A 25403-nucleotide genomic window follows, 5' to 3' on the forward strand; every position below is an offset into this window, starting at 1 on the left:
GGAACCACCTCAGATGACCGACAAGCTCCGTATCGTCGTCGGCAGCGACGACGCCGGTTACCAGTACAAGGAAGCGCTCAAGGCGGACCTGGAGGCCAGCGGCCTCGTCGCCTCGGTCACCGACGTGGGCGTGGACGCCGAAGGGCACACCCCGTATCCGCAGGTCGCCATCGCCGCCGCCGAAACCGTGGCGCGCGGCGAGGCGGACCGGGCGCTGCTGGTGTGCGGTACGGGACTGGGCGTGGCGATCGCCGCGAACAAGGTGAAGGGCATCCGCGCGGTCACCGCGCACGACTCCTTCTCCGTCGAACGGGCGATCCTCTCCAACAACGCCCAGGTCCTCACCTTCGGCCAGCGCGTGGTCGGCCTGGAGCTGGCCCGGCGGCTCGCCGCCGAGTGGCTGACCTACCGCTTCGACCACTCCTCGGCCTCCGCCGCGAAGGTCGCGATCCTCGACGACTACGAGGCCGCCTGATGGCACCGGATCCCTCGCCCGTCCTGATCGGGGTGAGCCTGAAGATGTACTTCGGCCACCACCAGACCCTCAACTGGGCCCGCCGCATCGCCGCGTTGGCCGACCGGCACCCGGCCGTCACCGGCGGTAAGGCCCGCCTGTTCGTCCTGCCGGCCTTCCCCGCGATCGTGCCCGTGAACAACGTCCTGTCGCCCTCCGGGACCGCCGTCGGCGCGCAGGACATCGCCACCGAGGACACCGGCCCCTACACCGGCGAGGTCGGCGGCCCCTCCCTCAAGGAGATCGGCTGCCGCTACGCGGAAGTGGGGCACGCCGAACGCCGCCGCCTCTACGGCGAGGGCGACACCGTCGTCGCCGCCAAGACGGCCGCGGCTCTGCGCAACGGCCTGACCCCGGTGCTGTGCGTCGGCGAACTCGACCGCGTCGCGCCGCAGGAGGCGGCCACCCGTACGGTCGCCGAGGCGGAGCGCATCCTCTACGGCCTCTCCGGCCCCGTGGTTCTCGCGTACGAGCCGCAGTGGGCGATCGGCGCCCCCGAGCCGGCCTCCGCGGAGCACATCACCACGGTGTGCGCCACGCTCACCCAGTGGCTCGACTCCCGTACGCAGCACGCCGGTTCGCAGGTCATCTACGGCGGCAGCGCCGGGCCCGGCCTGCTCACCCGGCTCGGACCGGCAGTCGGCGGCCTCTTCCTGGGCCGCTTCGCCCACGACCCGGCCGCCGTCGAGGCCATCCTCGACGAGGTCGCCGCCGATTCCGAGAAGGCGGTGGCGTGATGGCCCGCGGCATCAGCACCTACGCCTACTTCTGGCGGCACTCCTCCTGCGCCCCCGAGCCGATGTCCCTCACCGACATGCTGCGGGACACGGCCGAGCTGGGCGGCGAGGTCTTCCAGATCTGCGACTACCGGCCCGTCGAGTCCTACGACGCCGGCCAGTTGGCGGATGTGAAGGCCACAGCGGACGCTCTCGGACTGCGCCTGGAGCTCGGCACCCGGGGCATCCAGACCGAGCACCTGCTCAAGTACCTCGACATGGCACGCCAGTTGGACGTCACGCTGGTGCGCTCGATGCTCCACACCGTGGACCACAAGCCCGGTACCGCCGAGGCCGTGGATCTGCTCCGTACGGTGATCCCCCGCTACGCCGAGGCCGGGGTGACCCTGGGTCTGGAGACCTACGAGCAGGTCTCCACCGAGGACTTGCTCACCGTCGTCCGCGGCGTCGACAGCCCGTACCTGGGCGTCGTCCTCGACCCCGGCAACTGCGTGGCCCGCCTGGAGCGGCCCGTCGACGTGGTGGCCGCCACCGCGCCGTACACGGTGAACATCCACGTCAAGGACTTCGCCTTCAGCCGCCGCGGCGGCTGGGTCGGCTTCACCCTGGCCGGCACCCCGCTGGGCGAAGGCCTCCTGGACCACGCCGGCATGGTCGCCGCCGTACGTCCCGAGGAGCGCGGCATCAACCAGATCGTGGAGCACTGGCTCCCGTGGCAGGACGACGGCTACGAGGCCACCGCCCGGCTCGAACACCAGTGGACGCAGCACAGCATCAGCACTCTCCTGAGGAGCACGTAATGGCCACCGAGATCCAGACCGAGACAGACGTCCAGAGCACTGACGTGCAGACTGTCGCCGTCATCGGGGCCGCCGGCAAGATGGGCCAGCGCATCTCCAACAACCTGGTCCAGAGCGACTTCCGGGTGCTCTACAGCGAGGCATCGCCCAAGGGCCAGGAGCTCGTACGGGAGTTGGGCCGCGAGCTCACCGACTCCGCCGACGCCGCGGCCGAGGCCGACGTCGTCGTCCTCGCCGTTCCGGACATCGTGCTCGGCACCGTCTCCGCCGACCTCGTGCCCCGGATGAAGCCGGAAGCGGTCGTCCTCACCCTCGACCCGGCCGCCGCCTACGCCGGGCTGCTGCACGAACGCGACGACGTGCACTACGCCTGCGCCCACCCCTGCCACCCCTCGGTGTTCCTGGAGCGCACCACCAAGGAGGAGTGGGCCGACACCTTCGGCGGCATCGCCGCACCCCAGGAAGTCGTCGCCGCCTACGAGGGCGGAAACGCCGAGCGGCAGCAGCTCGCCGAGTCCGTGATCCGCACGATGTACGCGCCCGTCGTCGACGTGCACTGGGTGACCGTCAAGCAGCTCGCCGTCCTGGAGCCGACCCTCGTCGAGACCATCGCCTGCATGGTCGGCTCGCTGCTGTCCGAGGCGCTGCACGAGACCGTCAGCACGGTGGGCGTGCCCGAGTCCGCGGCCCGCGCGATGCTCCTGGGCCACACCCAGGTGGCGCTGGCCAACACCCTCAAGGGCTCCAACCCGTTCTCCGACGCCTGCCTCATCGCGATGGACTACGGCCGCGAGTCGATCGTCCGCGACGACTGGAAGAAGGTCTTCGACGACGAGGAGCTCGACAAGGTCATCACGCGCATGCTCAAGATCAAGGAAATCCGCCGCTGACGGCAGCGGCCCTTGTTCTACGGTCAACTCCCGTGCCGGGGGCCGCGGTTGATTCCGCGGCCCCCGGCTCCGGCATTCCCGCGGAGCTCCTGCCGTCAGTCAGCTCGCCAGGCCGGTGACGCGGTACTGCATCACGCGGTACATCTCGTGGTCCGTGCCCTGCCCGTGCCACTGGCTGACGGCGATGTGGAAGTCGTCGAACGTCGAGCCGGGGAAGACGAACCCGCCGTACGGGGCGAGGACTTGGTTGCCCTGCTCCGGCCCGCCCGGCGGCGGCTGCACGATCAGGGTCTGCTCGGGCGTGGCGATCAGGTCCGAGGTGGGCAGCGGGAAGACCTGCGCGCGGATCTCGACGGGCTCCATGTTCAGCCATGTCAGCGCGTATTTGCCGCCGATCGCACGGAAGCAGATCTCGCCCCACTTGCGCGGGCGGGCGACGGTCGTGGGGAACTTCCCCCACGCCCAGCCGGAGTTGTCGGGGCTGCCCCACGGCTGGTACGCGACGGGATCGTGCAGCCGGTCCACCGGCACGCGGTGCAGCAGCAGATCGCTGGCCTCGGAGCGGTTGAAGACGGAGGACAGCACGTAGCAGAAGCCGTCGGCGGCCACCGCGAACGTCTTCTGCCGCCGGCCCGCGCCCGGCCACATGCCCTCGTCACCGCGCCACTCGCGCACCCACGCCCATGTCTCGCCGTTGTCCTCGGACTTCCACAGCTCCGCGTACTCGGGCTCGAAGAGCCTCCCGAGCATGACGTGCATGTACATCGTGCCGCCGATGGAGAACACGTCGGTGGGCAGCGTCGTACGGTGCGTGCCCCAGTCCGGGTCGCGGCCCGTGAGGCTGCGTACGTGGGCGTCACCGACGGCGCCGTCGATCGTCACCGCGTTCAGGTCGGTGCTGCGTGAGCGCAGCCCGACCGGGGAGCGCCAGTCACCGGTGCCGGGGCGGCCGTTCTGTGCCGGATCCCCTGAGTAGGTGTCACCACTGAGGAAGAACAGCGTGTTGTCGCGCGGTGCGATCCCCGGGATGGCCAGGTCGGTCCAGCGCGCCCCGAACCGGTCGGTGAGCCCCGGCCCGGTCAGGTCCTTCACCTTCGCCGCACCGGCAGCGCGCGGCTGCGCCCCCTGCTGCCCGCCGGCCACCCGGCCCGCCGCATGCGCCGTCCGGACTGTCGCGCCTGTCAGCCCTGCCACGCCCAGCGCGGCGCCGATGCCGCCCTTGAGAACCGCGCGCCGCCCGGCCCGCTGCTCCGCTCTGCCCGCCTGTGACCCGTTGCCGATGTCCGCCACGTGTCCCCCTTCAGCTCTGCGTGAGGCGGGGCGGCGGGCCCGGTCGCTGATACGCGAAGGAAGAAGAGTGGCCCCCGTGCCCCGTACTTCTGCCGAGCCAGACGGTAGACCTGTCCCCCTCCGGGGCGAAACAGACACACCGTCAAGGACCGGCCGCACAGGGGCGGATGCCGGGAAACCAGGGGCGGGACGTACCACCGGCGTACGGCGGCGGACCCGTACGCACTCCCCGTCAGCCGACGTCGAGTACGTGCCGCAGCGCGGCGGCGAAGGCGTCGGGCTCGCCCTGCATGCCGGCTTCGTTCCCCAGGAAGCCGACGTGGTGGGAGGGGAACACCGTCGGCGCGACGCCGAGCCGTTCCGCGACGCCGACGGCCCCGCGGGCCGCCATCTCGCCCTCGGACTCCTTGCCCACCGCGACGACGATCCGGGTCGACGCGGCGGCGAGTGCGGCGAAGTCGGGCTGGAACCCGAGGCAGTTGCGCAGGTTCTGCCCGACCAGAGGGTGATCGCGGGAACCGTCGTCCTCGGTGGGCAGCCCGAAGGCCGCGGGGTCGGGCGTGGGCCGCTCGGCGTAGCCCTCGGGCAGGGGCCCGCGGTGCTGGACCAGCTCGATGAACCGGGCCATGGCGGGCCCCGATCCGCTGCGCCGGTAGATCCGGTGGATGTGCTCGCCCGCGGCCAGCACCTCCGCGCGGTCCGGCATGACCTCCGCGACCGGCGGCTCGTGCGCGACGAACGTCCGTACCAGCTCCGGGTGCGCGGCCACCAGGGCGAGCCCGTTCACCGCCCCTCCGCTGGTGCCGAACAGCTCCACGGCGCCGGCGCTCAGCGCCTCGATGACGCGCCGCAGATCCTCGGCGTGCTGCGCGGGCGACACCTCCGTGTCGGCGTCGGCACGGACGCTGCGCCCCGTACCGCGCGGGTCGTAGGTGACCACGGCGCGGTCGGTGAAGTACGAGGCCAGCGTGGTGAACCCGGACGCGTCCATGGGCGAACCGGCCAGCACCAGTACGGGAGCGCCCGCGCCTCCGGAGGAGCCGGCCGGCGGGAGAACGCCCCGGACGTCGTAGTGCAGCGTCGCACCGGGAACCTCGAGGGTGCGGGTGTCGGGCTCGGTCATGGCTGCCTCCGTGGCTTCGGCCCCGCACCGGTACGGAGCGGACGGGCGTTCACGGATACAGACCTGCCTCCGGGTCAGAACTCATCCCCGTTCACCGGACCATCGGGGACGCCTGGTCGACAAACGCTTCGATGGCGCGTTTCGACTCCATGTCGAACGCGTCCCGCTCCGCCTTCTCCCGCGCCGTCGACAGATCGCGCGTGCAGTCGTAGGCACGCTCGGCGGCGCGGATCACCTCGCTGTCGTCGGTGAGCAGTTTGACGCGGTAGAGCACTTGCCGTGCCGCCGTGCGCAGGCGGTGCGCTTCGTCCCGCGCCTCGATGAAGGACTCGCCCTCCGGATCCCGCTGCTTGCGGAACCAGCGGTCCGCCTGGCCGCGGCGATAGTCCTCGACGGCCGTCGCGAACGCGCTGAAGGTGGCGATGCGTTCCTGCCGGAGCGCTTCGGACCGTGTGAACTGTTCACTGCGCCGGGAGGTGAACAGCTGGAAGAGGTGCGTGATCACCGCACCCAGGAGCGTGCCCCCGACCGCCACGACGCTTGCCCAGATAGCTTCCACGCCCTCAGCTGATCACACAGCGGTCCGGCGTCGCCGCTCGCCCTGTCAGATCGTCAACTACCGGGCCATGGGGGTAGATCCGCGTGTGCACACATGTTGATTCGTGATGCTCTCTGTGTCTCAATGTTTGACCACGTAGGTATCACACGACGCACGTCACCTCTGCAGTGTGAGGACACACATGAGACCGAGACGACTCCGCTCCCGGCACCGATTCCTGTTCTGGGGGCTGCTGTTCGCCGCAGTGCTGTCCCTGCCCGTGAGCAGCCTGCTGCCCGCCGCCTCCGCCGCCGGCCCGACAGCGGCGGCCCCGGCCCCGGGCCGAGCCGCAGACCGTACGGCCGCCTCTTCCGACAACGTTGCCGAGGCGGCGCCGCACGGCCTCAAGGGCGAGTATTTCCGCATGTCCGAGCCCGGCGCCCGGGACTTCGCCCACCTCGGCGGTACGGCGCTCGACCCGAACATCGACTTCCCGGATCTGACATCGGCGTTCAAGTCGGTCACGGGGCAGACCGAGCACACCACGGCCCGCTGGAGCGGGCAGATCGCGGCGCCGGAGACGGGCGAGTACACGTTCTCCGTCAAGGGCGACAACGGCTTCCGGCTGTTCATCGACGGCAAGCCGGTCGTCGACCACTGGCAGCCGGACTGGGACAACGAACAGCACAGTCAGCCGGTGCAGTTGAAGGCCGGGGAGCAGCACGACGTGCGCCTGGAGATGTTCCAGGACAGCGGCGGCGCGAACATGTTCCTCAAGTGGTCCAGCGCGACGGTGAAGAAGCAGGCCGTGCCGGAGTCCGCGTTCACCCCGCCGTCCGGCTACAGGGTCTACCCGTCGGCGCTCACCGTCGGCGAGGACGGCCGGCGGGTGCGGGCGACGTTCGACGAGGACGTCAGCGGTACGGAGGCACTCAAGGACCATCTGACGGTCGAGGCGGACACGACGCCGATGCCGCTGAAGTCGGTGAACAAGGCGCCGGGCGACCCGCGTTCGCTGATCATCGAGCTGGCGGAGCCGGTCCAGAAGAACCAGAAGGTGCGCTTCTCGTACGACGGCAAGGGCGGGCTGAAGACGGGTGAGACGACCGTTCCGCAGGCCATCCGGCACGCGACGAACAAGTCGGCGCACCGGCTGATGACCGAGTGGGGCGAGAAGGCCGACCCGAAGCACCCGCTGCCGGAGTATCCGCGCCCGCAGGAGGTCCGCGGCAAGTGGCAGAACCTCAACGGCCCTTGGGAGTTCGCCGGCGCGAAGGCCGGTGAGCAGCCGCAGTTCGGCAAGCCGCTCGGCGAGAAGATCACCGTGCCGTATCCGGTGGAGTCGCAGCTGTCCGGTCTTGAGCGGCACGAGGACCACATGTTCTACCGCAAGCAGGTCACAGTGCCGAAGGACTGGTCGGTGGGTGACGGCAAGCGGCTGAAGCTGAACTTCGGCGCGGTCGACCACCATGCGCGGGTGTGGGTCAACGGCAAGCAGGTCGCCGAACACAAGGGCGGCTACAGCGCGTTCAGCGCCGACATCACCGACGCCCTGAAGGGCGGCGGCAAGCAGGAGATCGTCGTCGGGGTCACCGACACGGCCGGGCCGAACCAGCCCAAGGGCAAGCAGACACGCGAGCCGGGCGGTATCTTCTACACGCAGACCTCGGGCATCTGGCAGACCGTGTGGATGGAGCCGGTCGCCGACACGTCCATCGACCGTCTGGTCACCACGCCCGACATCGACGAGCGGCGTCTGACCGTCAACGCCAAGGCGCAGGGCGCCTCTCCGGGAGCCCGGGTGCAGGCGGTGGCGCGGGACGCGAAGGGCAAGAAGGTCGGCTCCGTCAGCGGGCCCGCCAACAAGAACCTGCAGCTGCCGGTCGAGAACCAGCACCTGTGGTCGCCCGACGATCCGTACCTCTACGACCTCGACGTGAAGCTGACGGACGGCAAGTCGTCCGACACGGTGAAGAGTTACTTCGGCATGCGCTCGCTGGAGGTCAAGGATGTCGGCGGGACGAAGAAGCTGGTGCTGAACAACAAGCCGTTCTTCTCCCTGGCCATGCTGGACCAGGGGTTCTGGCCGGACGGTCTGTACACGCAGCCCAGCGACGCGGCGCTCAGTTTCGATCTGAAGGAGCAGAAGAAGCTCGGCTTCAACTCCGTGCGCAAGCACATCAAGACGGAGTCGCCGCGCTGGTACTACCACGCCGACAAGCTGGGCCTGCTGGTGTGGCAGGACTTCGTCTCCGGTGACAACGCCGGCGCGGAGGGCAAGAAGCAGTGGCGCGCCGAGGGCAAGGAGATGATGGAGCAGCTGCACAACTCGCCGTCGATCGGCGGCTGGGTCGTGTTCAACGAGGGCTGGGGCGAGTGGGACAAGGCCGAGACGGGCCGCATCGCCGAGTCCGTGAAGGCCGCCGACCCCTCCCGTGTCGTCAACGCGCACAGCGGAGTCAACTGCTGTGATTCCAAGGGCGATTCGGGCAAGGGCGAGATCATCGACCACCACGACTACAACAACGAGGACCCGCCGACCGCCGATCACCGCGCGGCGATGGACGGTGAGCACGGCGGCTTCACGCTGCGTACGCCGGGACACATGTGGCCCGGTCCGCCCACCGTGATCTACAGCGGTGTGGCCGACAAGGCGGCGCTGACGAAGAAGTACGTGGAGAACACCGAGAAGTTCTACCTCAAGCAGGCGGCAGCGGGCCTCTCGGGCTCGGTCTACACCCAGGTCAGCGACCTGGAGAACGAGCTCAACGGCATGTGGACCTACGACCGCCGCGACCTGAAGGTCGATCCCGGCCCGGTCCGCGAGATCAACAAGAAGGTCATCGACGCCGGGGCGAACGCGGGCAGCACCAAGAACTGACCCGCGCCAGTAACCCACCCCCCACACCCGCGGCCGCGGACCGGATTCCCTCCGGTCCGCGGCCGCACGGCTGTTCACGCTACGAGGCGCAGTACCCCGTCCGTACGAGTCACCCCGGCAGCTCCAGGGGGTCGTCGCGCAGGAGTTGGGCGAGGACGTCGAACTCGTTGAACAGCGTCCAGTCCTCGGTGATCTGCCCCTGCGAGAAGTAGAGCTGGGAGAGCCCCCACAGATGGACGCGGCGTCCGGTGGGCTTGCCGTACAGGGCGTGGCCCCGGTGGGTGCCCACCGCCGTCCAGCGCACCGAGACGCGGTAGCCGTCGGCCTCGTTGCCCATCCAGTAGATCTCGTCGATCTGATGGCCCAGGTCGGGGAAGGTGACCAGGAGGGCGCGGGCCATGCCGCGGACGTCGGCGCGGCCGTAGCCGGTGCGGTTGGAGGTGCCGTACCAGCGCACGTTGCGGGCGTACGCGCGGTCGATCGCGCTCAGATCCCGCCGGTTGTAGACGTCGTGGAAGAGGGCGCGCACCGCGTGCTCGATGTCCGTTCCCCCGGCGCGCTCCGCCGGCTGCGGGTACGGGAGCGGCTTGCGGCCACCGAACAGCCGGTCCACGTCGCCCAGTTGACGGTCGCTCAGCGGGCTGAGGCCGCCTTCGTTGCCGAACGCGCGGGCCGCCGCGTACACGTCGATGCCCAGCTGCTCCAGCTTGGCGGCGGTGTTGTAGAGGACCCACTCCTCGGTGATCTCGTTCTCGACGACCTCGCAGTTGGCCATCACCCAGGTACGCAGCGGCTTGCCCGTCGCCGGGCCCCACTGCCAGTCGCCGGTGTGCGTCCCGATGTTCTGCGCGCGGTGGGAGGTGACGAAGCCGTCCTGGTCGTCGCCCGCCCAGATGACCTCGTCCGCGTAGTGCCGGCAGTCGGGGAACGCGTGGATGTTCGCCAGCGTGCCGGTGATCAGGGGCTCCACGCCGACCTTCAGGCCGGTGTCGTCGTGCAGGCGGCAGCCGGGGGCGTACGTGTCGTAGACGTAGCCGACGTCCTGGTCCTCCCAGATGCGGTGGGTGATCCGGACGATGTAGTCGACGATGTCGCTGTACTCGTCCTCGAAGCCGCGCATCGGATGGCGCCGCTCCCCCACCGGATAGCCCGGCGAGTCGGCGCCGTTGCCCGGGCGCAGGGCGATGCTGAAGTCCGGCGGCATGTGCCGTCGTACGGCGCGTTCGGTGCGGTCGGCCGCGGGATGCCGCTGCGGCGCCGGCGCGGCCGGCGGCTGCGCGGGTACGGAGGCCGCCACGGCTGTGGAGTGGCCGTTCTCGTGCGCGGTCCCCTGCATGGGCTGCTCGCTCTCGTGCCGTTCGGCGTCCTGGTTGTCGGCGGGCTGGGTGTCGGCTGTACGGCGGTTCACTGCCGCTCCCCTTCCTGCAGCGCCCGGCGGCGGAGAGTGGCGGTGGCGCCGTGCGCGGCCATGCCCTCGTACGCGGAGATGCTCTCGACGGCGCCCGCGAGTTGCTCGGTCCCCTCGCGGCTGACGCGCTGATAGGTCAGCGGCTTGAGGAAGCGGGAGACGGAGAGGCCGGCGCTGTGCCGGGCGCCGCCGGCGGTCGGCAGTACGTGGTTGGTGCCGGCCATGCCCTTGTCGGAGTAGGCGACGGTCGACCAGGGGCCGAGGAAGACGGAGCCGTAGTTGTGCAGCCCGTCGAGATAGGCGTCGTCGTCCGCCGTCTGGATCTCCAGGTGTTCGGGGGCCAGGTCGTCCATGAGCCGGATCGCGGTCGCCCGGTCCTGCGCCCAGGTGACCGACCCGTAGTCGCGCCAGGCCGGTCCTGCGATGTCACTGGTCGTCAGGGTCTCCAGCTGCCGCTCGACCTCGGCGATGACCGCCTCGCCCAGCTGCGCGGAGGTGGTCACCAGCGCGGCGGGCGACTCGGTGCCGTGCTCGGCCTGCCCCAGCAGGTCGGCGGCGACCAGCTGCGGGTCCGCGGTCTCGTCGGCGAGGACGGCCACTTCGGAGGGCCCGGCCGGCAGATCGATGGCGACCCTTCCGTACAACTGCCGCTTGGCCTCGGCCACATAGGCGTTGCCGGCACCGACGAGCATGTCGACGGGACCTTCCCCCAGAAGCCCGAACGCCATGGCGGCCAGGGCCTGCACGCCGCCCAGTACGTAGGCCCGGTCGGCGCCGGACAGATGCGCCGCGTACAGCACCGCGGGGTCGGCCTGGCCCTCGCGGCCGGGCGGGGTACAGGCGAGCACGGTGGGCACACCGGCAACCTTGGCGACGCCGACAGTCATGAAGGCCCCGGCCAGCAGCGGGAAACGGCCCGCGGGAAGGTACGCGCCGACACGCTGGATCGGCACGTACCGCTGCCCGGCCACCAGCCCCGGCGCCAACTCCGCCTCGAAGTCCACCAGATGAGCACGCTGGCGGGCCGCGAAGTCCGCGGTCCGCGCCTGGCCGAGCTCCAGCCCGGCGCGTACGTCGGCGGGCAAGGCGTCGCCGGTACGGGCGAGTTCGGCCGCCCCGACCTCCACGTCGTCGCGCTGCCACCCGTCGAGATCCTTGGCGTACCGCAGGACGGCGTCCATGCCCTCGCGCTCGATGGTGGACAGCATGTCGGACACCCGCTCGGCAACCTCCGGATCGCGCTGCGCGGCGGGGGTGGTCGGCGGTGATTTCAAAAACCGGTAGGCGCCGTCGAGTTCGGCGAGGCAGGAGGGGGTGAATCGCATGCCGATCACGCTAAAAGCCCCCCACGGACAGGACAACCCTGACCTTTCCTGCGCTCCCCATAGGGTCACCCTTGAGAACAAGTGCGGGGCGCCGACGGCGGGATGGGGTGCGCGAGGTGGGTCGCTACGCGAGCCGCGGCACGGGGCAGGGGCTCACGGGCCCGGCACCGGGACGCAGGGCCGCGACACGGAGCAGGCAGCACGCGGTCGCGACCCGGGGCCGGCTGCACGGGGTCGCGGCGCGGAGCAGGCAGCGCGGGAGGGGCGGGACGGAGCGGGCAGCGCGGGAGGGGTGGGGCGGAGCGGGCAGCGCGGGAGGGGTGGGGCGGAGCAGGCGCGTCGCAGCTGCGCACCGAGTGCGGGGCCGGCGGCCCGGAGTTGGCGGACCGAGGCAGCCGAGGCGAGAGCGGACCGGGGCAGCCGGGGCGAGACCGGTGGCGGGGCCGGCGGCCGGTTCAGCCTGCCAGCCGCTGCAGCCATTCGCGCAGCAGAGCCGTCTCCGTGTCCCGCAGAGGTACCCCGGCACCCGCCGCCGGGTACTCGGCGGCGAGCGCGGTTCGCAGTGCGGCATCGAGAGCGAGTGCGCGCGAGGCCAGATCCGACCCCGACGAGGCGGGCGAGTCCGTGGTGATCGAGGCGATGACGGTGTCCCGCAGCCGTGCCGAAACGGTCAGGTCCCGCTCCGACGGCTCTTCGCCGATCAGCGCCAGCGTGGCGCCCGTTGTCGCCGCGTGGATGACGCGGGTCGCCTGTTCCACCGGAACCCGAAGGCGCCCGGCGTCGGCGGCCCGGCCCAGCAGTCTCACCAGCAGGGCGTGCGCCTCGTCCGCGGCCGGGGGCCGCCGCCCGGGCAGCACGGTGCCGTACATGAGCATGTAGAACGCGGGGTGCTGCACTCCGAAGTCGACGTGCAGATCCCAGCCGCGGTAGAGGTCGGCCACCGGATCGTCGGGGGTCAGCGCCAGTGCCTCCCGCTTCTCGGCCAGATACATCTCGAACCCGTAGGCGGCCAGCTCTGCCAGCAGTCCGTCCTTGTCGCCGAACATCCGGTACAGCGCGGGAGCCGTGATACCCGCGGCCGCGGCGACAGCGCGCGTGGAGACCGCCTCACTGCCGCTCTCCTCCAGAAGCTTGGCGGCCACCTGCAGTACCTGGCGCCGCGCGGCGCGTTGCCCCTCGTTCATGGAACAACGATATCGCATTGTGCGTATCACCGCCCTATCAGTGATACGCTCAGAAGCGGAACAGTGATTCACCCTGAGGTGGCCGACGCATTCCCGCGACACCCGGCATGCGCCACACCCTCGCCCTGGCCGCCGGTCCACCCGTGGAGCAGCGCGGCCGACCGCCGCGGCGGGCAGCTCGTCGTCCGCCGGCGCCGCCACCGAACACGCCGCCATCGCGGCAGGAGAGGAACCCCATGTCCGATGTCTCGATCGTCATCGCGTCGCATTCCGGCTACGGCCACACCGCGCAGATCGCCACGGCCGTGGCCGAGGGCACGCGCTCCATCGCCGGGACGCACGTCCACCGCGTGGACGTCGCCTCCCTCAGCGACGCCGACTGGGAACTCATGGACGCCGCGGACGCCATCATCTTCGGCACCCCCACTTACATGGGCACCGCGTCGGGCGCTTTCCACGCCTTCGCCGAGGCCAGCAGCAAGCGGTGGATGACCCGCGCGTGGAGCGACAAGCTCGCGGCGGGGTTCACCAACTCCGGTTCCATGAGCGGCGACAAGCTGCACACCCTGCAGTACCTCTCGCTCCTGGCGGCCCAGCACGGAATGCTCTGGGTGAGCCTGAACCTGCTGCCGGGCTGGAACGCCACCACGTCCAGCCCTCAGGACGACAACCGCCTCGGCTTCTACCTCGGCGCCGGCGCCCAGAGCTTCAACGACACCCCCGCGGTCCACGACGCGGACCTGAACACCGCTCACCACCTCGGCCGACGCGTCGCAGAGCACACTCACATCCACCGCGCCGGACTGGCTGCCGCGGCGCACTGACACAACGGTCCGCCGGAACACCCTTCAGCTGCTTTCAAAGGAGTGCGTCATGCAGCACCGGACACTGGGAAGCCAGGGCCTCGAGGTCTCGGCGATCGGCTACGGCGCGATGGGCCTGACGATGGCCTACGGACCCACCGACGAGGAGGCCGGTGTCGCCGCCCTCCGCCGCGCCCACGACCTGGGCGTCACCTTCTTCGACACCGCCGAGATGTACGGCTGGGGCAGCGGATCCAACGAGATCCTGGTCGGCCAGGCGGTCAGGGACTTCCGCGACGACGTGGTCCTGGCCACCAAGTTCGGTCTCGACATGTCCGTGCCTCCCGAGCAGATCGGCGGCGCCCTCGACAGCCGGCCCGACAACATCCGCAAGGTCGCCGACAACAGCCTGCGTTACCTCGGTGTGGATCACATCGACGTCTTCTACCAGCACCGCGTCGACCCCGAGGTGCCCATCGAGGAGGTCGCGGGGACCGTCAAGGAGCTGATCGACGCGGGCAAGGTGAAGTACTTCGGCCTCAGCGAGGCCGGACCCGAGACGATCCGCAAGGCGCACGCAGTGCAGCCGGTCTCCGTCCTGCAGACCGAGTACTCCCTGTTCGAACGGGACGTCGAGCAGCTCTTCCCCGTCCTGGACGAGCTCGGCATCGGCTTCGTCGCCTACTCCCCTCTCGGCCGCGGGTTCATCACCGGCACCGCCAAGCCCGCCGGCCAGTACGAAGCCACCGACATGCGCAACGTCGACCCGCGCTGGCAGCCGGGCAACTTCGAGAAGAACGTCGAAGCCATCGACCGGCTCGCCCAATTCGCGGCGGCCAGGGGTGCCACCGTCTCCCAACTCGCCCTGGCCTGGCTCCTGGCCCGGGGTGAGCACATCGTGCCCATCCCCGGCACCCGCAGCCCGAAGCGCATCGAGGAGAACGCCGGTGCCGCCGGCCTCACCCTCACCGACGCCGACCTCGAAGCCATCGACGAGATCCTGCCGCAGGGCGGCTTCGGCGCCCGCTACACGGAGGGACACGTGCCCACCTGGATCTGATGATCCAGGTGGGACAGATGCCACTCAGGTCGGGGCTACCCCGACGGGGCGGATCAGCCGGCGCGGGACGAATGGCGCGCGACCGCGTCGCCGACCCGCGCGGGCCCTCAGGCCGCGGGCTCTCCGTGGGTGCCGCGTTCCGCGAGGCGGGGCGGGGACACGACGCGACGCGGGCCCTCCGCCTCGCCCTCGCCCTCGATGCGTTCCACGAGCAACCGCGCCGCGCCCGCGGCCATTTGCGTCAGGTCGTGCGAGACGGTGGTCAGTCGGAATGCCTCCCACGAGGCCATCGGGATGTCGTCGAAGCCGATGACGGTGAGCTCGTCGGGGATACGGACACCCGCGCCGAGCGCGGCGTTCAGCGCTCCGATGGCGATCGCGTCGCTGCCGCAGAAGACGGCGGTGGGACGCGTACGCGCGGCCAGCACCTCGCCCAACAACCCGTGTCCGGCGGCGAATTCGAAGGGCCCGTGCCGTACCGCGTCGGCCTTCAGCGCCAGCCCGTGCTCGGCGAGTGCGAGGCGGAAGCCCATCTCCCGGTCGCGCCCGGTCGTCGTGTCCTCCGGACCGAAGATCGCGCCGATGTGCCGGTGGCCGAGGCCCGCGAGGAAGTCCGCGGCGAGCCGCCCGCCGAGGGTGTTGTCGACGACGGCCGCGTCGCCGTTGCCGTCACCGCTGTCGCGGTTGAGGAACACGTACGGCAGCCCGCGCCGCGTCAGTTCCGCGGGCAGCATGGAGTCGATTTTGCTGGTCATCAGGACGACGCCGTCAAGGGAGCCGTCCAGGAGCCGCTCGGTGGCCACCTTCGAGTCGGAACGCTCGGTGAACATCATCATCCGGTAGCCGTGCCGGTCGAGTTCGTCGTGAAGCGGGCCGATCAGGTGCGGGTAGAAGGGGTTCGCCAGGTCGGTCACCACAATCCCGATCCGGCGCGTACGTCCGCTGACCAGCGACCGGCCGGCCTCGCTGGGCACGTAGCCGAGTGCGGCCGCGGCGCGCGCGACGCGTTCCCGCGTGGCGGTCGACACCCTCGTGTCGCCCCGCAGCGCGCGGGAGACGGTGGGCTGCGAGACGCCCGCGAGGCGGGCGACGTCCCGGCTGGTGATGCTCATGACGCTCGGTTTCTGCTGTGACGGCTGAGGGGCTGTGCCGATCGAGGGGACGGTGACGGTCGGGATGGCTGTGACGGCCCGCGGCTCCGGCGGCGGCCCGAATCCGGCGGACATACGCATCGTACGTGCTCACCCCGACCGCGCCATCTTCCGCACCCCGCTGCCCTGTTGACATCCCGCAACCGCGCGTGACTAGTGTGCATACGTATTCGCACTCTACGTCCGCACCCCGAGCTTCCTTGGAGGACAGCTGTGTCATCGGACGCGCATGCCCGCATCCAGGTCGACGCCGCGGAGCTGGAGCGCCGCACCGTGCGCCGCGGCGACTTCGTCTCCTGCAACCAGGCGTTCATCGACTGCCGCACTCCCGGTTCCGACCGCAAGGAGAACTACTCGATGATCGGGCGCGGCGTCTCGCAGAGCGCCGGCCAGGTCGTCAACCTCGACCTCCCGCACGGCTTCAACGTCGGCGCCGCCGCCATGCCGCACGGCGTGGTCAACAACCTCCATCTGCACTTCACCGCCGAGGTCTTCCTCTGCTTCCGCGGCGAGTACCTGCTGCGCTGGGGCGTCGACGGCGACGAGGGCGAACTGCTGCTGCGCGAGGGCGACATCGCCTCCATCCCCCCGTGGATCTTCCGCGGTTTCACCAACACCGGGCCCGACGACGGCTGGCTGTTCACCGTGCTGGGCATGGACGACACCGGCGGCATCATCTGGGGCCCCTCCGTACTCAAGGAGGCGGAAGGGCACGGCCTGTACCTGACGGCCGACAACCAGCTCGTCGACACCGTCGCCGACGGCCCGCTCCCCGAGAACACTCCGCTCGTCGAGCCGATGCCCCAGCACCACATCGACGCACTGCGCAGCTATACCCCCGAGCAGATGAGCCGCCGCGTCGCAGCGCACGACAGCCTCGCCTGGTCCGATCGCGCGCTGCTCGACCACCAACTGCCCGGCGGCGGCGCCGAACTGGCGCTCGTCATCGGCTACGGCATGACCGAGGACCGCGACCAGGAACCCGTCGTCTTCAACCCGCACGGCCACACCCTCGCCTGGCTGCGCGCCGCCCCCGGCCAGGGCATGCTGCGCCACCGCACCGGGCACAACCAGGTGCTGATGGTGCAGGACGGCGAGTGGGAGGTCACGGTCAACGACGAGGACCCGGTGACCGTACGGCTCGGCCACCGCGACCTGCTGTCCGTACCGGCCGGCGCCTGGCGCACCCTGCGCAACGTCTCCGCCGAGGAGGACGCCACCCTCGTCGTCGTCAACGACGGCGACGGACGGGTCCGCCAGGAGTGGGCGCCGGAGGTGGTGAAGGCGGCGGCCGAGGCGGGTACAGGCCTCGACCACAACGGCTACCTCGCACCGTACGAGCTCCTCCCCCACCGCTGATGACCACCCCGAGCACCGCCGGACTGCCTCGGCACACCGCCGCGCTGCCCGTCGTGTTCGTGCCCGGAATGCTGTGCGACGCGGCGCTGTGGGACGGCGTACGGCAGGCGCTGCCCGCCCCCGCCGTGGACGTGGCGATCGACGTGCCGACCCTGGACGGCATGGCCGAGCAGGTACTGGCCGCGGTCGAGGGCCCGTTCGTGCTGGTGGGGCTGAGCCTGGGCGCGATCGTCGGGTTCGAGGTGTGCCGCAGGGCCCCGGAACGGGCCGTCGCGTTCGCCGCGCTGTCGACCAACGCGGGCGCACCCAGCGCCCAACAGCTGGACGACTGGCGTACGGCCGACCGTGCCGTGGCGGACGGCCGCTTCGAAGACACCGTCGAAGGGATTCTTCCGGGCATGTTCCGCACGCCCGCGCCGGACCCCGCGTCGGCGGACGCCTTCCGTGCCATGGCGCGGCGGGTGGGCCCGGAGCGGTTCCGGGCGCAGCTCGCCGCGCAGGCCACCCGTACGAACGCGCTGCCGGGGCTGGCCAGTTACCCGGGCCCGCTGCTCGTGCTGTGCGGCGAGCGGGACGCGTTGTGCCCGCCCGCCTTCCACACCGCCATCGCGCGTACGGCACCGCACGCGCAGCTGCACCGGTTCGCGGACGCCGGGCACCTGCTGCCGCTGGAAGAACCCACGGCCACCGCCAGCGTGTTGCGCGACTGGCTCGCCTCCCCCGCCGTACGGGCCGTTACCGAGGACAGCCCGGCCGGCTCCTGACCTGATTCGAGAAAGGCACCACCCATGACCGGAACACCCGGACCCCTGCAGGCAGACGACCGGAGCCCAACACCCCCTCGGGCGCCCGGATATGGGACGAGCGGGGGCGGCAAACTGGTCGGCCGTACCGCTCTGGTGACCGGCGGTGGCAGCGGGCTGGGCGCCGCGCTGGTACGGGCGCTCGCCGATGCCGGGGCCCGGGTGATCGCGGTCGGCCGTACGCCGGACTCGCTGGCCGCCACCGCCGCCTCCCGTCCCGGCGCCGTACGGACCGAGCTGTGCGACGTCAGCGACCCCGTCTCGGTCGAGGCCCTCGCCGGCACGCTGGCCGGGGAGAGCGTCGACATCCTGGTCAACAATGCGGGAGTGCCCGGCCCGGTGTCCCAGCTGACCGACATCGAACCGGCGGACTGGGACGCGGTGTTCGCGGTCAACGTGCGCGGGGTCTACCTCATGTGCCGGGCCTTTCTGCCCGGCATGACGGCACGTCAGGACGGCGACATCCTCAACATCGCCTCCGTGTCCGGCAAGCGGCCCCTCGCCCGCCGCACCCCGTACTGCGCCTCCAAGGCCGCACTGCTGGGCCTGACCACGTCACTGGCCGCCGAAGCGGGACCGTCGGGCGTACGGGTCAACTCCCTCTCCCCCGGCCCCGTCGAGTCCGCACGCATGCAGCGCAACTTCCGGCTGGAGGCCGAACGTACCGGCACCAGCTACGAAGAGGCCGAGCGGGCGTTCGTCTCGCGTGCCGTGCTGGAGCGCATGGTGACCGAGGAGGAGGTCGCGGACGCGGCCGTGGCGCTGCTGGGCTTGAGCGGACTGTGCGCGGCGGACCTGGACCTCTCGGCGGGGATGGTGGCCCGATGAGCGCCTCGTCCACCCGTTCCCTCAAGTCCCGGGCTGCCGCCGGTGAACGGCTGACCGGTGTGCTCGTACGCATGCCCGCCGAGGAATTGGTCGAGATGGCGTGCGTGGCCGGCGTGGACTATCTGCTGATCGACTGCGAGCACGGGCCCGCCGACGTACTGGAGTTGCGCCGTCATCTGGCCGCCGCCCAGGTGTACGGGGTGCCGGTGCTGGTACGGGTCGGCGAGCAGGAGCCGCAGACGGTGCTCCGGGCGCTCGATCACGGAGCGGCGGGCATCGTCGTCCCGCACGTGGACGATGCCCGCGCCGCGGCGGCAGCCGTACGGGCAGCGCACTATCCGCCCCTCGGTGAGCGCGGGTTCGCCACGTACGGGCGGGCAGGCGGCTACGGCACCGTCGCGGCGCGCGACCATCTGGCCGCCGCCGAGGGCACGTTGGTCATCGTGATGGTCGAATCGGCGCGGGGGTGCGAGCAGGCCGGGGAGATCCTGGCCGTGGACGGTATCGACGGGGTGCTGGTGGGCCCCGCCGACCTGGCGGTCTCCCTCGGCGCCGAGCCCGGCAGCGCGCAGGTGCGGTCCGCCATGGACACGGTGCACACGGCGGCGGCCCAAGCCGGCGCCTTCCGCATGGACATCGTGGGCACGCGGGAGGGCGCCGACGCGGCGTTCGCGAGTGGAGCGCGGTTCGTGGTGCACAATCTGACGGCCCATCTTATGCGGATGCTCGCTTCGCTCGCGTAGGTGCGGGGAGCGAGGCGCGAGGCGCGAGGCGCTCGCGGAGGTGCCCCACCTGCCGCGTCGTGTGCCCTGGGCGCAGGGCGGGCGGCTGCGGCTCACGCTGTGGGTTTGCGCAGTTCCCCGCGCCCCTTATTCGCGCAGTTCCCCGCGCCCCTTCGGCTGCCTTTCCCCTCAGCCGACCGGGTCCGGATACAGCTCCGGGCGCCGGTCGGCGAACACGTCGTTGTTTTCGTTCAGTTGCTTGTCGCGGGAGGCGTCCAGTTCGGCCTCCGCCCACACGCCGCCCGGCGCCGCACTGGTGCCGGAGGCGAGCACCCAGCCGTCCTGGCCGATGATGCTGGTGCCCTCCATCCACTCCTGGCCCCGTTCCCGGCCGCCGCGATCGCACACGGCGATGACCGTACGGTTGACCCGCGCTGCGGCCTGCGCGATGACGACCTCGGGCGGGCGCTCGCCGTCGGGCCGGGAGAGCAGCGGCCAGTTGACCGGTACGGCGAGCAGGTCGGCGCCGTCGAGTGCGGCCCGTCGGGTGTACTCGGGGAACTCCATGTCGTAGCAGACGAGTACGGCGATCCGCCCGAAGGCGGTGCCGGTCACCGGGGGCGGCCCGTCGCCCGGGGTGAAGAACAGCTTCTCCCGGTCCCACAGGTGCGCCTTGCGGTGCACGGCCAGTACGCCGCGGACGTCGACGAGGGCCGCGCTGTTGTAGAGCCGCCCGTCCGCGCCGTGTTCGGGGAAGCCGATCACCGCGACGTTGTCCCCGCTCAGAGCGGCACTCCATGCGGCGATCTCCGGCCCGTCCACGCTGAGCGCGCAGTCCCGGACTTCGTCCTCGGTGCGGAACACATAGCCGGAGGTGGCCAGTTCGGGCAGCACGAGGATGTCCGCTCCGGCGGCCGAGGCGGTGGCGAGCGCTTCGGTGATCGTGCGCTGGTTGGCGACGGTCTCGCCCAGACGCGGGGCGAAGGGCAGACAGGCGATACGGGCCATGAGGGCTCCTCCTGCTGAGGGGGCGGATGGACGGGCAGCGCTGTACGCCCCTTCCCCGCAGTGAAGGGGCGTACAGCCGGGGACTGGCGCGTAACCGCGCGCCCCGTCAGCTCAACTCTCCGCCGGAGCAGCGGCCTTGCGCAGTACGGGTCCGTCGCCGTCACCGTCGGCGTCCGGCGGATCGTCGCTCTCGGCCGTGAGGCTGCGGCGCGAGGTGTCGCGGAAGCCGAGGAGTACGGCGAAGAAGGAGATGACCGCCAGTACACCGAGGTAGCCGCACACCGCGTAGAGAGTGCCGGTCCAGCTGACGAGTCCGGTGGCGACCATGGGCGCGGTGCCGGAGAAGATCGAGAAGGGGACGTTGAAGCCGAGCGCGGTGGCGGTGACGCGGACCCGGGTCGGGACCATCTCGGGAAGGCTCGCGGTGGCCGGGACGGCGATGCAGAACTCCGGCACGAGGTAGATGAGTTGGGCCAGTACGGCCGAGCCGAAGCTTCCCCCGTGGGCGACCCAGAAGGCCAGGGGCACGAGCGTGACGCAGGCGACGCAGCCGGCCAGCAGCATCGGTTTGCGTCCCACCCGGTCGGAGAGCCAGCCGGCGAGTACGAGCATCGGGAGGAACGCGGCGAGGGAGATGAGGTTGCTGGCGAAGGCCGCCGAGTGGCCCAGGCCGCCCTCGACGGCGAGCCATTGGGGCAGATAGGTGACCCACGTGTAGGAGAGGACGGCGTTGGTCATCGCGTAGCCGGTGAAGGTCAGCAGCGGGCGCCAGTGGGCGCGCAGGGTCTCCATCACCGGGGACTCGCGCGGGGCCGGTTCCTTCTCCTGGGCCTTGAGGAAGGCGGGCGTCTCGCCGACCTTGCGGCGCATCAGCAGGCCGCCGAGGGACAGCGGGAGGGCAAGGAGGAAGGGCACGCGCCAGCCCCAGTCGGCCATTTGCGCGTCGGTGAGGAGGAAGGAGATGAGGGAGGAGAGGCCGGCGCCGACCAGCAGACCGCCGAAGACGCCGATGGAGGCGTAGCCCATGTAGAGGCCGCGGCTGCGGCGCGGCGCGTATTCGATGATGAACGTGAGGGCGCCGCCGTACTCGCCGCCGTGCACGGCGCCCTGCGCGATGCGGATGAGCAGCAGCAACGCCGGGGCCAGCAGGCCGACTTGTGCATACGTGGGCAGGATGCCGATGCACGCGGTGAGCACGCCCATGAGGACGATGGTGAGCATCAGCATGGCGCGGCGGCCGACGCGGTCGCCCATCCTGCCGAAGATGACGCCGCCCAGGGGCTGGACGAGGAAGCCGACGGCGAAGGTGCCGTACGTGCTGAGCAGGGCGACGGTGGCGTTGCCCTGCGGGAAGAAGGAGCCGGCCATCACGGGTGCCAGATAGCCGTAGAGGCCGACGTCTATCTGCTCGATGAAGTTGCCGATGCAGCCGGCGGCGACGGCTCGGGGCATACCGGCCCGGCCGGGTGGTGCGGCGGGCCGGTCGGCCGTTTTCGGCACTGTTGCCATCGTGTGGCCCCCTTCGGGGTGGGATCGGACTGGCCGCGGCTCACATGGCGGGCATGGGCGCGTCCTTCATGGCGGCGTGGGGGTGCGGCGCGGCCGCGCGGGCGGCCGGCCGGCGGGGAACGGCGCGCCGAAGGCCCCTTCGGGACTGTCGGCGCTGCATCATGCATTCGTATGCATGGCCGGTCACGCTAACGGCAGCCCTCGGGGGCGTCAATATCCGTTCACCGTCACGGCAGTTGAACCGCGGAGCCCGCGCCTCCGGCGCCGGGAGTCCCTTGCGACGGCACCGGCTCGTGGCGCCCGGCGGCGCGAAGCCTCCGGAAACCGCGAAGCCTCCGGAGACTCAGCCGGCGGACGGGTCGCCCGCCTGCTCGTCGGCGGTACGGAGCATGTCCTGGGCGAGGCGGGCGAGTTCGCGTGTTGCTGGGTTGAGGGGGCGTCCGCGGCGCTGGACGAGCGCGATGGTGTCGTAGAGCGGTTCGGCGAACGGCGCGCTGTGCAGTTGCGCGGGGAAGTTGTCGCTCTCCACCACGGCGCGGGAGGCCACCGTGTCGCCGATGCCCAGCGCGGCGAGCTTGAGCGCCGACTCGACGTGTTCCAGTTCGATGAGCGGCTCCAGGAGCAGCCCGGCCAGTTGGGCGCGCTCCGCGAGCTGGCGGCGGGTGGGGTCGCGCCAGCCGTAGTGGGCGTCGTACAACACCAGGGAGGCGTCGGCCAGTTGCCGGATGGTGACCGGTTCCCGGGTGCGTTCGGGGTCGCGGCTGATGTAGCGCACCTCGTCGCGCAGCAGCGGGACGACCGTCAGGTTCTCGTCGTCCACCGGCAGCACCACGAGGCCGGCTTCGAGGTCGCCGGAGGCGACGGCGGCGGCGGTCTCGGCGGAGTTCTGCCCGACCAGCCGTACGCGTACGTCGGGGTAGCGGGCGTGGAACTCCCGTACGAGGTCGGAGAGGAGGTAGTAGTCCGCGTTGCGCAGCACCCCGAAGGTGGCGGTGCCGCCGCCGAGCGAGCCGAGCGACCGTACGGCCCTGCTGCCGTGCTCGACGGCGGACAGCGCCTGCTCCGCGTAGGGCAGCAGCTCCTTGCCCGGACCGCTGAGGGCCAGGCGGCGGCCGCCGCGGGTGAACAGCTCGGCGCCCAGCTCCTCTTCCATGCGGCGGACGAGTTCGGACACGGAGGGCTGGGCCATCTTCAGCTGTTCGGCCGCGGCGGTGAAGGAGCCGAGCTGCTGGGCGAGCAGGAAAGCACGCAGCTGGTTGAGAGTGGGCATAGGCACATCCTGGAGAGAGCACTGGATATGTCAACCTTGTCCTTTGGCCCCGCCGTTTCTAGGGTCCGTCCCATGCACCTCAGCACCTCGGACCCCACCGCCCCCGCGCCGTCCGCGCCGGACGTCTCCGACGGGGGCGGGCCCCCTCCGGGGCAGCTGGCGCAGGGCCTCAAGCGCCGCCACGTCACCATGATTTCGATCGGCGGCGTGATCGGCGCGGGCCTCTTCGTCGGATCGGCGCAGGCCATCGCCACGGCCGGGCCCGCCGTCATCGTGTCCTTCGCCCTGGCGGCGCTGCTGGTGGTGCTCGTGATGCGCATGCTCGGCGAAATGGCCACCGCACACCCGGACACCGGCTCCTTCTCCACCTACGCCGACCGGGCCCTGGGCCACTGGGCCGGCTTCGCCGTCGGCTGGCTGTACTGGTGGTTCTACGTGCTGGTCATCCCCATCGAGGCGACCGCCGCCGCCAAGATCCTCGCCGGCTGGTGCGGCGGCCCCGCCTGGCTGTGGGCCCTGGCCGTCACCCTCGCCCTCACCGGCACGAACCTGCTCAGCGTCGCCAACTACGGCGAGTTCGAGTACTGGTTCGCCCTTATCAAGGTGCTGGCGATCTGCGCCTTCGTGGCGCTGGGCCTGCTCGCCGTGTTCGGTCTGCTGCCCGGGGACGGGGCCAGTGGCGCGAGCCACCTCACCGCCGAGGGCGGCTTCGCCCCCAACGGCTGGCTCGCCGTCGTCGCGGCCCTGCTCACCGCCATGTTCAGCTTCCAGGGCAGTGAGGTCGTCACCATCGCCGCCGCCGAGTCCGCCACCCCCGAGGACGGAGTACGCAAGGCCGTCAACGCCGTGGTCTGGCGGCTGGGGCTGTTCTACCTGGGCTCCACGTTCGTCGTCATCTGCCTCGTACCGTGGAACGCGCCCGGACTCCAGGTCGGCAGCTACCAGTTCACGCTGGAAGCCCTCCACATACCCGCCGCCGGCCAGATCATGGACGTCGTCGTCCTCGTCGCCGTGGCCAGCTGCCTCAACTCCGCGCTCTACACCGCCTCCCGCATGGCCTTCTCCCTCTCCCGCCGCCGCGACGCGCCCGCCTCCTGGTCGAAGGTGACCTCGCGCGGCGTTCCGCGCCGCGCCATCCTCGCCTCGACGGCGGTGGGTTTCGCGGCCGTTGTCGGCAACTACTTCCTGCCGGAGCGGCTGTTCGGCTTCCTCATGGCGTCCAGCGGCGCGATCGCGCTGATGATGTATCTGACCATCGCCGTCACCCAACTCGCCATGCGCCGCAGGACGGACGCGGCCGGCGAGCATCCCCGCGTACGGATGTGGCTGTACCCGTGGCTCACCCTCGCCACCATCGTCTTCATCGTCGCGGTCCTCGCCCTGATGGCCCTCACCCCCGGCCACCAGCTCGAACTCTGGCTCTCCCTCGGCCTCGCGGCCGCCCTCGCCCTCGCGGGCCTGTACGTGAGCCGCCGCCACCGTACGGGGTGACCGCTCATGTCACCTCTCGCTCCGGCGGCCGGCGCCGGAGACCGCCGCGGCACGCCCGTACCCCGGGCCGCGGGCGCCCCGTGTCAGGCCGCGCACCCGGGCGCCGCGCGGCCGGCCCTCGTCTCCGACTCCCGCCCGCGGCCGATGACTTTCCGTACCGGCGGGCGTCTACAGGTACGACAGCCCGGCCACGGGCGGACGAGGAGACCCGACATGAGCACCGCACAGACCACCCCGGCCAACGGCTTCTCGTACACACTGACCCGCACGCTCGACGCTCCCGCGGCGCAGGTGTGGCGCGCCTGGACGGAGCCCGGCCCGTACGCCCAGTGGGCCAACGCCGCAGCCGGCTCCGTCAAGTTGGACGTACGCCCGGGCGGCGCGTGGAAGGCCACGATGATCACCCCGGACGGCAGTCGGATCCCGCTGTCCGGCAGCTACCTCCAGGTCGACGAGAACCGCCTGCTGGTCATCGGCATGGACGTCCCCGGCAAGTCCGAGCCGGCCGCCATGCACCTGGAGCTCGAAGAGCAGGCCCCCCGCCGTACACAGCTCGTCATCCGTCAGACCTGCGACACCGCCGAGCAACGCGACATGGCCGAACAGGGCAGCACCATGCTCCTCGACGGCCTGGAGTCCTACCTCGCCAAGGAAGCGGGGAACTGACTCCACCCCACAGAACAGTCAGCGGTGTGTCCCGGGTCGGATG

22 protein-coding genes and 1 pseudogene are annotated in these 25403 nt (G+C 71.1%); 13 read left to right on the top strand and 10 right to left on the bottom strand.

Annotation, left to right across the window (positions count from 1 at the left end):
- Positions 1–13: 13 nt before the first annotated feature.
- The 4 genes from AC3AGO_RS02245 to AC3AGO_RS02260 are packed head-to-tail and all read left to right on the top strand — an operon-like array spanning position 14 to position 2941.
- A complete protein-coding gene (locus AC3AGO_RS02245; RefSeq protein ID WP_487818373.1) occupies positions 14–475 on the top strand; it encodes a ribose-5-phosphate isomerase in 462 nt (153 codons plus the stop codon).
- Positions 475–1251, top strand: a complete 777-nt coding sequence (locus tag AC3AGO_RS02250) for a triose-phosphate isomerase family protein (protein WP_487818374.1) — start codon at positions 475–477, stop codon at positions 1249–1251. The genes AC3AGO_RS02245 and AC3AGO_RS02250 overlap by 1 nt, the downstream gene beginning before the upstream one ends.
- Positions 1251–2051 (top strand): sugar phosphate isomerase/epimerase family protein, encoded by an 801-nt coding sequence (locus tag AC3AGO_RS02255; protein WP_487818375.1) that lies wholly within the window; start codon positions 1251–1253, stop codon positions 2049–2051. The genes AC3AGO_RS02250 and AC3AGO_RS02255 overlap by 1 nt, the downstream gene beginning before the upstream one ends.
- Complete coding sequence (locus tag AC3AGO_RS02260) at positions 2051–2941, top strand: phosphogluconate dehydrogenase C-terminal domain-containing protein (RefSeq protein ID WP_487818376.1); 891 nt, start codon at positions 2051–2053, stop codon at positions 2939–2941. The genes AC3AGO_RS02255 and AC3AGO_RS02260 overlap by 1 nt, the downstream gene beginning before the upstream one ends.
- 99 nt (positions 2942–3040) lie before the next feature.
- Here the strand turns inward: AC3AGO_RS02260 and AC3AGO_RS02265 are convergent, their stop codons facing one another.
- The 3 genes from AC3AGO_RS02265 to AC3AGO_RS02275 all read right to left on the bottom strand — a co-directional run bounded on the left by AC3AGO_RS02265 (position 3041) and on the right by AC3AGO_RS02275 (position 5913).
- Positions 3041–4231: a DUF4185 domain-containing protein gene (locus AC3AGO_RS02265; protein ID WP_487818377.1), complete on the bottom strand. Its 1191-nt coding sequence runs from the start codon at positions 4229–4231 to the stop codon at positions 3041–3043.
- A gap of 232 nt (positions 4232–4463) precedes the next feature.
- Positions 4464–5354, bottom strand: a complete 891-nt coding sequence (locus AC3AGO_RS02270) for an alpha/beta fold hydrolase (protein WP_487818378.1) — start codon at positions 5352–5354, stop codon at positions 4464–4466.
- Positions 5355–5445: 91 nt separating this feature from the next.
- A complete protein-coding gene (locus tag AC3AGO_RS02275; RefSeq protein WP_487818379.1) occupies positions 5446–5913 on the bottom strand; it encodes a hypothetical protein in 468 nt (155 codons plus the stop codon).
- A 181-nt stretch (positions 5914–6094) separates the two neighbouring features.
- Here AC3AGO_RS02275 and AC3AGO_RS02280 point away from each other — a divergent pair.
- Positions 6095–8758 (top strand): annotated as a pseudogene (locus tag AC3AGO_RS02280) (PA14 domain-containing protein); the annotation flags it as partial.
- A 124-nt stretch (positions 8759–8882) separates the two neighbouring features.
- On the opposite strand, the gene AC3AGO_RS02285 reads toward AC3AGO_RS02280, so the two are convergent.
- From AC3AGO_RS02285 to AC3AGO_RS02295, 3 genes are all read right to left on the bottom strand, one after another.
- Positions 8883–10181 (bottom strand): ester cyclase, encoded by a 1299-nt coding sequence (locus tag AC3AGO_RS02285; protein ID WP_487818380.1) that lies wholly within the window; start codon positions 10179–10181, stop codon positions 8883–8885.
- Positions 10178–11506: a histidinol dehydrogenase gene (hisD, locus tag AC3AGO_RS02290; RefSeq protein ID WP_487818381.1), complete on the bottom strand. Its 1329-nt coding sequence runs from the start codon at positions 11504–11506 to the stop codon at positions 10178–10180. The genes AC3AGO_RS02285 and hisD overlap by 4 nt, the downstream gene beginning before the upstream one ends.
- Positions 11507–11961: 455 nt before the next feature.
- The gene (locus AC3AGO_RS02295) at positions 11962–12690 is read right to left on the bottom strand and encodes a TetR/AcrR family transcriptional regulator (protein WP_487818382.1); all 729 of its coding nucleotides are present in this window, start codon (positions 12688–12690) and stop codon (positions 11962–11964) included.
- 236 nt (positions 12691–12926) lie between these two features.
- On the opposite strand from AC3AGO_RS02295, the gene AC3AGO_RS02300 reads away from it, so the two are divergent.
- Together AC3AGO_RS02300 and AC3AGO_RS02305 are read left to right on the top strand one after the other, a co-directional pair.
- On the top strand, positions 12927–13514 hold the full coding sequence (locus AC3AGO_RS02300; protein WP_487818383.1) for a flavodoxin family protein: 588 nt from the start codon (positions 12927–12929) through the stop codon (positions 13512–13514).
- Between the two features lie 49 nt (positions 13515–13563).
- Complete coding sequence (locus AC3AGO_RS02305) at positions 13564–14553, top strand: aldo/keto reductase (RefSeq protein WP_487818384.1); 990 nt, start codon at positions 13564–13566, stop codon at positions 14551–14553.
- A gap of 107 nt (positions 14554–14660) precedes the next feature.
- On the opposite strand, the gene AC3AGO_RS02310 is transcribed toward AC3AGO_RS02305, so the two are convergent.
- Positions 14661–15779: a LacI family DNA-binding transcriptional regulator gene (locus tag AC3AGO_RS02310; protein WP_487818385.1), complete on the bottom strand. Its 1119-nt coding sequence runs from the start codon at positions 15777–15779 to the stop codon at positions 14661–14663.
- Between the two features lie 138 nt (positions 15780–15917).
- Here AC3AGO_RS02310 and AC3AGO_RS02315 point away from each other — a divergent pair, with 138 nt between their 5' ends.
- Genes AC3AGO_RS02315 through AC3AGO_RS02330 form a run of 4 tightly spaced genes read left to right on the top strand, consistent with a single transcriptional unit; the run spans position 15918 to position 19437 of the window.
- On the top strand, positions 15918–17063 hold the full coding sequence (locus AC3AGO_RS02315) for a cupin domain-containing protein (RefSeq protein ID WP_487818386.1): 1146 nt from the start codon (positions 15918–15920) through the stop codon (positions 17061–17063).
- Positions 17063–17827, top strand: a complete 765-nt coding sequence (locus AC3AGO_RS02320) for an alpha/beta fold hydrolase (protein ID WP_487818387.1) — start codon at positions 17063–17065, stop codon at positions 17825–17827. The genes AC3AGO_RS02315 and AC3AGO_RS02320 overlap by 1 nt, the downstream gene beginning before the upstream one ends.
- A gap of 24 nt (positions 17828–17851) precedes the next feature.
- Positions 17852–18694, top strand: a complete 843-nt coding sequence (locus AC3AGO_RS02325) for an SDR family NAD(P)-dependent oxidoreductase (protein WP_487818388.1) — start codon at positions 17852–17854, stop codon at positions 18692–18694.
- Positions 18691–19437, top strand: a complete 747-nt coding sequence (locus AC3AGO_RS02330) for an HpcH/HpaI aldolase family protein (RefSeq protein ID WP_487818389.1) — start codon at positions 18691–18693, stop codon at positions 19435–19437. Before AC3AGO_RS02325 ends, AC3AGO_RS02330 begins: the two co-directional genes overlap by 4 nt.
- A gap of 168 nt (positions 19438–19605) precedes the next feature.
- Here AC3AGO_RS02330 and AC3AGO_RS02335 read toward each other — a convergent pair whose 3' ends face one another.
- From AC3AGO_RS02335 to AC3AGO_RS02345, 3 genes are all read right to left on the bottom strand, one after another.
- Positions 19606–20424: a nitrilase-related carbon-nitrogen hydrolase gene (locus AC3AGO_RS02335; protein WP_487818390.1), complete on the bottom strand. Its 819-nt coding sequence runs from the start codon at positions 20422–20424 to the stop codon at positions 19606–19608.
- 111 nt (positions 20425–20535) lie between these two features.
- Positions 20536–21933, bottom strand: a complete 1398-nt coding sequence (locus AC3AGO_RS02340; protein ID WP_487818391.1) for an MFS transporter — start codon at positions 21931–21933, stop codon at positions 20536–20538.
- A 343-nt stretch (positions 21934–22276) separates the two neighbouring features.
- Positions 22277–23203 (bottom strand): LysR family transcriptional regulator, encoded by a 927-nt coding sequence (locus AC3AGO_RS02345; protein ID WP_487818392.1) that lies wholly within the window; start codon positions 23201–23203, stop codon positions 22277–22279.
- A gap of 72 nt (positions 23204–23275) precedes the next feature.
- On the opposite strand from AC3AGO_RS02345, the gene AC3AGO_RS02350 reads away from it, so the two are divergent.
- Both AC3AGO_RS02350 and AC3AGO_RS02355 read left to right on the top strand, forming a co-directional pair.
- On the top strand, positions 23276–24694 hold the full coding sequence (locus tag AC3AGO_RS02350; RefSeq protein WP_487818393.1) for an amino acid permease: 1419 nt from the start codon (positions 23276–23278) through the stop codon (positions 24692–24694).
- A gap of 213 nt (positions 24695–24907) precedes the next feature.
- The gene (locus AC3AGO_RS02355; RefSeq protein WP_487818394.1) at positions 24908–25360 is read left to right on the top strand and encodes an SRPBCC family protein; all 453 of its coding nucleotides are present in this window, start codon (positions 24908–24910) and stop codon (positions 25358–25360) included.
- Positions 25361–25403: the final 43 nt, after the last annotated feature.

The sequence above is a fragment of the Streptomyces sp. BL1 genome (genome assembly GCF_057628045.1).